Here is a 7,486-nt window from a genome sequence, read left to right on the forward strand (position 1 = left end):
GGAACACCGTGACGTGTCGGTTCTCCGGAACAACCTGGCGACACATCGGTGGAAGGCCGGCGACTGGCCCACGGCGGCCACCGAGCTCCAGAAGCTGGTCACCGAGCGGATGAAGTCCCACGGCCCTTATCACCGCGACACCGTCGCCACGCGCCACGCTCTCAGCGGAGTGCTCATCGACCTGCAGGATTTCGACGGCGCCGCCGCGGAACTCGACGAAGTGATCGAAGGCATGCGCCAGCTGGCCGGCCCGAAACATCACGACACGCTGCACAGGTGGTACGAGCTCGCCTGCGTGTACGAGCGGATGGGCCGCTACCACCAGGCGGCTGAAGCCCTCCAGGCCATCCTCGCCGACCAGCTGATGGTCCTGGGGGACTCCGACCAGGCGGTAACCACAACGAAGGAAGCCCTGGCCCGGGTAACAGCAGCTTCGCGAACGGAGCCCAGCCCAGCCGGCCCGTCGCGGGAAGCCGACCGCGAAGCCTGAAGCCGACCAGGTTCCGTTCACGTCCGGGCTCTTTCAGGAAGCCGCATGGCGGAACAGCCGGCCGCCGGAATCATCCTGCCGGGGACGGACGTGGGCATGCCGGGAGCCCGGGGGCCACCGGTCTCGTGCCACGGCGAGGACGGTGCGCGCGGCATCCTCGCCGAGGGTGCGGTGGGCAGCTACTCTCGGTAGCGTCCGGTCATCCCGTGGCGGCCCCGTGGCGTGGCCTGGGAGAATCGTGCTGGCGATACGGGGCCGACATGTGGGGTGGGCGAAAGCGGTGCGGATCGAACCGGCGGACGACGCGATGTTCCGCGAGCGCGACGCCTGGCGTTACGACCCGCCCTACGACTTCTACAACAGCGACGGTATGCCCGTGAAGAATCCCGAACGGTTCTTCGCCGCCCGCGACGACGACGGTGCCCTGGTCGGTTTCTACTTCTTCGAGCTACACGACGACGCGTTGTTCTACGGGTTCGGCCTGCGGCCCGATCTCACCGGCCGCGGGCTCGGCGAGCGCTTCGTGCTGGCCGGTCTGGAGCTCGCCCGTCCCGTCTACGGGCAGCGCCGGGTCGTGCTCGATGTCGCGGCCTTCAACACACGCGCCGTCCGTCTGTACCGGCGTCTTGGTTTCACCGAGACCGGCCGCCACACCGAGACGTTCGACGGCCGTGGGGCCGTGGAGTTCATCGATATGGAAAAACCCGGCTGAACGCCGTCGGCCTCCGGCCGGGCCTGACCGGCCCGGCGCCCCTGTCCACCGCGGGCAGCCCACGGATGTGGACGCTGGAGAGCACGCGACCGAACATCTACATTGTTACTGACCGTGGTCGACGGTCGTCTGTGGTCCCGTCTCATCGGAGCGATCCATGACGATTACCTGGCGGCAGCTTGACGAGTCCGACTTCGTGTTGTTACGGGGATGGCTGGAACAGCCGCACGTCGCCCGCTGGTGGAACCACGAGAGCACGATCGAGGCCGTCCGCCGCGACTTCGGCCCCGCGGCCCGCGGCGAGGAGCCGTCGGAGGACTTCCTCGCCCTGCTCGACGACCGGCCCCTCGGGCTGGTGCAACGTTGCCACCTCGCCGACTACCCCGCCTACCGCGACGAGCTGGCACCCGTCGTCGACGTCCCCACCGGCGCCATGAGCCTCGACTACCTGATCGGTGAACCCGGCCGGACCGGGCGTGGCCTGGGCACCCGCATGATCGCCTCGATGATCGCACGGACCTGGTCCGATCATCCCGCGGCCACCTGCGTCATGGTGCCGGTCGTGGCGGCCAACCGGGCGTCGTGGCGGGCACTGGAGAAAGCCGGCCTCCGACGTGTCGGGCAGGGGCCCCTCGCGCCGGACAACCCCGTCGACGACCCCCTGCACTACGTGTACCGCCTGGACCGCCCCCTGCGCTCGACCAGGTGCCGCGGCTTGCGGTGAACGCGCGTCAGGCGTCGCTCCACGGTGCTCGGCGTGACGTGCGGCCGTGCGGCCGCTCCGCGGTTGGCCGGGCCCGGATCCGGGCATCCCACATCCCCGGCCGGCCGGTGTGGGCCGGCCGGCCGGGTGGGCGTGGGTCAGCGGCCGGTCCGGCCGGGGCGTTTCGGCTGGCTGACGCTGTTGCCGAACTCGTCGATGAGACCGGCGCGGCGCAGCGCGTCGGCGAGCGCGCCGTCGGGTACGTCGTTCGACCCGCCGCGGCGGGTGCGCGGCTGCGCCCCGCCGGAGCGCGCGCCGCGGGCGGCGCCGGGACCGCCGGCGCCACGCTCGCGGGGACTACCACCGCCGGCGCCACGCTCGCGGGGACCGCGGCCACCGCCACCGGCGCCACCGCCACCGGCGGCGCCGGCGCCAGGCTCGCGGGGGCCGGCCGCCGGCGCGCCGCCGCGCTCCCGGCGGCGCCCGGAACCCGACGACGCACCCGACGGCGTCCGCTGGCCGGCACGGCCGCCGCCGGCATCGCTGTCGTCGTCGAGCCGCAGCGTCAGCGAGACGCGTTTGCGGGCGATGTCGACGTCGAGCACCTTCACCCGGACGATGTCACCGGGCTTGACCACCTCGCGCGGGTCGGAGACGAAGTTCCGCGACATCGCCGAGACGTGGACGAGCCCGTCCTGGTGCACCCCGACGTCGACGAACGCACCGAACGCGGCGACGTTGGTGACCACACCCTCCAGCACCATGCCGGGCGCGAGGTCGGCGAGCGTCTCCACCCCCTCGGCGAACGCCGCGGTCCGGAACGCCGGGCGCGGGTCCCGGCCCGGCTTCTCCAGCTCCCGGAGGATGTCGGTGACGGTCGGCAGGCCGAAGGTGTCGTCGACGAAGTCCGTCGGCCGCAGCGCCCGCAACGCCGAGCTGTTACCGATCACCGTCGTGATGTCGCTGTCCGTGGCCGTGAGGATGCGGCGTACCACCGGATACGCCTCCGGGTGCACGCTGGAGGCGTCCAGCGGGTCGTCGCCACCACGGATGCGCAGGAAGCCGGCGCACTGCTCGAACGCCTTCGGCCCCAGCCGCGGGACGTCGATGAGCGCCCGGCGGGACCGGAACGGGCCATGGGCGTCCCGGTGGCGCACGATGTTCTCCGCCAGCCCCTCGCCGATGCCCGACACGCGCGTCAGTAGCGGCGCCGAGGCGGTGTTGACGTCGACGCCGACGGCGTTGACGCAGTCCTCCACCACCGCGTCCAGCGAACGCGACAGCTTCACCTCGGAGAGGTCGTGCTGATACTGGCCGACCCCGATCGAACGGGGGTCGATCTTGACCAGTTCCGCCAGCGGATCCTGCAGCCGGCGGGCGATGGACACCGCGCCGCGCAGCGACACGTCCAGCTCGGGCAGCTCCCGCGAGGCATAGGCGGACGCGGAGTACACCGAGGCGCCGGCCTCGGACACCACCACCGAGGTGAGCCTGAGCTCCGGATGCCGTTTGGCCAGCTCGCCCGCAAGCCTGTCGGTCTCCCGGGACGCGGTCCCGTTGCCGATCGCGACCAGTTCGACGTTGTGGGCGTGCGCGAGCCGGGCGAGGACGGCGATCGACTCGTCCCAGCGCCGCCGCGGCTCGTGCGGGTAGATCGTCTCGGTCGCCACCACCTGGCCGGTCGGGTCGACCACCGCGACCTTCACCCCGGTGCGCAGCCCCGGGTCGAGCCCCATGGTCGCCCGCACGCCGGCGGGCGCCGCCAGCAGCAGGTCACGCAGGTTCACCGCGAACACCCGGACGGCGGTGTCCTCCGCCGCCTGCCACAGCCGCATCCGCAGGTCGATGTCGAGATGGACGAGGATGCGGGTCCGCCACGCCCAGCGGACCGTCTCCAGCAGCCAGCGGTCGGCCGGGCGGCCGTTGTCGGCGACGGCGAAGCGCGCGGCGACGGTGACCTCGTAGCTGCTCGGCTGTGCCGCCGCCTGCCGGGGCACGGCCGCTGCCGCCGGCCGCCCGTCGGCGGTGCCCCCGCCGTCGGCCGGCCCACCGGCAGCGGCCGGGTCGGCGGGTTCCGGATCGAGGGTGAGGTCGAGGACCTCCTCCTTCTCGCCGCGGAACAGCGCCAGAATCCGGTGCGAGGGCAGCGAGGTGAAGGGCTCGGCAAAGTCGAAGTAGTCGGCGAACTTGGCGCCGGCGTCCTGCCGGCCCTCCCGTACCCGGGAGACGAGCCGGCCGCGCGTCCACATCCGCTCACGCAGCGTCCCGATCAGGTCCGCGTCCTCGGCGAAACGCTCGACCAGGATGGCCCGCGCGCCCTCGAGAGCGGCGGCCGTGTCGGCGACACCCTTCTCCGGGTCGACGAAGGGGGCGGCCGTCGCCTGCGGATCCTGTGACGGGTCGGCCAGCAGTGTCTCGGCGAGCGGCTCCAGACCGGCCTCCCGGGCGATCTGGGCCTTGGTGCGGCGTTTGGGCTTGTAGGGCAGGTAGATGTCCTCCAGGCGGGCCTTGGAGTCGGCGGCCAGGATCTGCGCCTCGAGCGCGTCGTCCAGCTTGCCCTGGGAACGGATCGACTCCAGGATCGCGGCGCGCCGGTCCTCCAGCTCGCGCAGGTAGCGCAGCCGCTCCTCAAGGGTCCGCAGCTGGGCGTCGTCGAGCATGCCGGTCGCCTCCTTGCGGTAGCGGGCGATGAACGGCACGGTGGCCCCGCCGTCGAGCAGGTCGACGGCCGCGGTCACCTGCCCCTCACGCACGCCGAGCTCCTCGGCGATCCTGCGATGAACCGACGTCGTCACGATCTCGATCCGCCTCCGTGGCCGGGGTCCTGATGAGGTGTCGGAGACCAGCTTGCCCGACTGGCGGGCCCACCGACGCATCAGCCCCGTCTCACCGCCCCCGGGCCGGCACCTGACCGGCCCAGGCCCGGCCCGACCCGCTCCCAGGCCCGGTCCGACCGCTCCCAGACCCGCGGCAGAGCGCTCCCAGGCCCGGCCCGACCGCTCCCATGGCCGCGGCAGGGCGCTTCTCGGACTGGCCAAACCGTTCCCGGCTGGCCTGACCAGCTCGTCAGACCGAGGCCGCGGGCGCGGCCAGGCCCCGCCGGACCAGCCGCATCACACCGGCCCCGCGCGCCCAGGGCCAGGGCCTCCATTCACCCTGAGCCGCAGGGCTTCCGAAGGCCGGAGCCATGGGACCTCCGAAGATCCAGAAGAAGCCGCCCAGATGAGGAGGACCCCCACGCCGACCCGCCCGCAAGCCGTGTAGAGTCTTGGTTCGTTGCAGGTCCGGGTGGCGGAATGGCAGACGCGCTAGCTTGAGGTGCTAGTGCCCTCTAAGGGCGTGGGGGTTCAAGTCCCCCCTCGGACACGATCCATTACCCCACGGTAACTTGTGTCGATCTTCATGTCGGCCCTTACCGTGTTGGTGATGGGGTGGTAGGTCAAGCGTAGCCGGAGCGATCGGTACAGATCCGTCTTCTCGACGGGCTCCGCCTCTGCTAGGGCGCTGACGATGTCGCCAAGTGACTCCACCATGCTACTGATCTCATCGCGTGTCAGCCGCCGTACCTCGTTCTCCCGTGCTTCGCGGAGGTCCCGCTCAGCGGCAGTCTTATCGGCCTGTACCTCTGCGATCCATCCAGTCACGATCGCCGGATCAGCTCCCGTGTCCAGGGCTGCCCGGTACTTCGTGAGCTTGGCGTTGCTCGCCTCGATCGTCTGGCGGGCTCGCTGCGCGGTCAGATCGTCGATGGACGGACTCGCCTGTGCGGCGGCCATGGCGTCCAGGGTCTCGGCCAGCCGGGGCGGGGTGAGCGTGTCCGCGAGCCACTTGTCGAGCGCGGGGACGAGGACGTCCTCGCGGACGTAGACGTTCGCCGGATGGGCGATCGTGTTGGCCAGGGCGTACTCCTGCGGATAGCGGCACCGGTAGTAGGTCGCGCCGCGGGCGGTGTGTCCTTGCATCTTGCGATTGCAGACACCACAGTGAACCGCGCCGCGTAGCGCGTAGGGTTGGCGTGTCCGCGGGGTCTTCTGATCACCTGTACCTCGGCCCCGACCCGCGAGAAGCTCCTGTACCTGGGTGAACGTCTCGGTGTCGATGATCTCCGGGTGGACCGTCTCCTCCGACCAGATCCACTTGTCTGCGGGGTTCCACCGCAGCTTGGTGGTGTGTCCGAGGCCGACGTCCTCGACGTCGAGGAGTACCTCGTCCTTACGCTGGCGGTTCCAGACCTGCCGGCCGGTGTAGCGGGGGTTGGTCAGGATCGCACGGACGGCCCCCTTCGACCACGCCTTCCCGCTGCGATGCGTGTTGCGGGCCGGGTCGTGGGCGGAGGGACTGGGGATGCCGTCCCGGGTGAGCCCCTCCGCGATCGCGAAGATGCCGCGACCTAGGAGGAACTCGGCGAAGATCCGAACCACGACGGGCGCAGCCACCTCGTCCAACGCGAGGCCGTGGAGCTGCCGACCGTCCGCCGCCTTGGACGGATTCGGATGTGGGCCCAGATCGATCAACCGGTAGCCATATGGGGGACGGCCGCCCAGGAAGCGGCCTTCCATCTTCGCCTGGGCGGCCATCGCGGCACGCACCCGGACCTTTACCCGGTTACGCTCACCTTTCGACATCCCGCCGAAAACCGACATGATGAGGTCGTGGGCCTCGTTGTTGGGATCGATCGGCCCACCCACCTCGGGCACCCACAGAGGCACTCGGTAGTGGCTGAACAGCGGGAAGACCAGGCCGAACTGGTTGCCGTAGAAGGCGCGCTGCGGTTCGCCAATGACCACCGCCTCGAAACCGCGATGAGGATCTTTAAGATCCTGGAGGAGGGTGTTGGCCATGGGGCGCCGCTGCCAGGGAATTGACCTGGACTGCCCGGCGTCGAAGTACTCCTTGACGATCTCGCCGCCGTGCGGCTCGATCAGTGCCTTGGCGCGAGTTATCTGCCATGCCCGTGAGGATTCGGGATCCTGCTGATCCTCAGTGGAGCATCGGCCCTCGAACGCGAACCGGATCACCCGGAAACCCTCCTATCTTTTGTTTACTGTTTAGTGGCGACCTATCGATCTTCCTTTGGCAACTCCCTTGCGGTGCGTCGCCGATGAATGGAACGAATTACTTTCAGTAGAGCGACCGCGACTGGAGGTGTCATCCGTGGAGGGGTCGGTGGCATGATGACATGGACAGGAGATTCGCGTTCCCCGCTTTGTCGGCCGGTCATTGAAACCAGCCCACCGTAGTGCCGATGGAAGCTGCTCCATGAACAGGATAAGACCAGGAACCAGCTGAAGACAGGAATTGCTCCGACGCTTTCACCCAGTCACTTCCAGTGCCCATCAAGAAACTCAGGCCCTGAACCATCGTCGTCAGTTCCCGTTCCTGGACTGGTCCGGGGCGAGGGGAAACTCCCAGGGCGGCAGGTACGGGCTGATGATCGCATTTTCGGGGGTGGCGAGGAGCTGGGCGCGGAAGAAGGTGTGGCCGTCGATGATCGGCGGGTGGGCGTACGGGCAGATGATCCACTGGTCGGGTGGGACGGGCTTGCCGGTGTGGGTGCGGCCCCAGACGGGGGCGCCGGTGT

At 70.0% G+C, this 7,486-nt stretch carries 6 protein-coding genes, 1 tRNA gene and 1 pseudogene; 5 read left to right on the plus strand and 3 right to left on the minus strand.

Translation table 11 applies throughout. The features are described from left to right. From AC5LSR_RS20780 to AC5LSR_RS20795, 4 genes are all read left to right on the plus strand, one after another. The coding region (locus AC5LSR_RS20780; RefSeq protein WP_250285792.1) for a tetratricopeptide repeat protein at positions 1 to 490 on the plus strand (490 nt) is incomplete at its 5' end. A 45-nt stretch (positions 491 to 535) separates the two neighbouring features. Next, a complete protein-coding gene (locus tag AC5LSR_RS20785) occupies positions 536 to 682 on the plus strand; it encodes a hypothetical protein (protein ID WP_250285791.1) in 147 nt (48 codons plus the stop codon). Positions 683 to 770: 88 nt separating this feature from the next. After that, a complete protein-coding gene (locus tag AC5LSR_RS20790; RefSeq protein WP_250285790.1) occupies positions 771 to 1,202 on the plus strand; it encodes a GNAT family N-acetyltransferase in 432 nt (143 codons plus the stop codon). A 157-nt stretch (positions 1,203 to 1,359) separates the two neighbouring features. Next, on the plus strand, positions 1,360 to 1,926 hold the full coding sequence (locus AC5LSR_RS20795; protein WP_250285789.1) for a GNAT family N-acetyltransferase: 567 nt from the start codon (positions 1,360 to 1,362) through the stop codon (positions 1,924 to 1,926). 137 nt (positions 1,927 to 2,063) lie between these two features. Here AC5LSR_RS20795 and AC5LSR_RS20800 read toward each other — a convergent pair whose 3' ends face one another. Beyond that, entirely contained in the window at positions 2,064 to 4,703 is a 2,640-nt protein-coding gene (locus AC5LSR_RS20800; protein ID WP_493468867.1) for a Tex family protein, read from the minus strand. A 484-nt stretch (positions 4,704 to 5,187) separates the two neighbouring features. Here AC5LSR_RS20800 and AC5LSR_RS20805 point away from each other — a divergent pair. Continuing rightward, a tRNA-Leu gene (locus AC5LSR_RS20805) sits at positions 5,188 to 5,271 on the plus strand. On the opposite strand, the gene AC5LSR_RS20810 is transcribed toward AC5LSR_RS20805, so the two are convergent. Together AC5LSR_RS20810 and AC5LSR_RS20815 are read right to left on the minus strand one after the other, a co-directional pair. Further along, the gene (locus AC5LSR_RS20810; RefSeq protein ID WP_493468866.1) at positions 5,253 to 6,923 is read right to left on the minus strand and encodes a recombinase family protein; all 1,671 of its coding nucleotides are present in this window, start codon (positions 6,921 to 6,923) and stop codon (positions 5,253 to 5,255) included. The genes AC5LSR_RS20805 and AC5LSR_RS20810 overlap by 19 nt on opposite strands. Positions 6,924 to 7,271: 348 nt before the next feature. Beyond that, positions 7,272 to 7,486 (minus strand): annotated as a pseudogene (locus AC5LSR_RS20815) (recombinase family protein); the annotation flags it as partial.

The sequence above is a fragment of the Protofrankia sp. CiP1_Cm_nod4 genome (assembly GCF_982290645.1).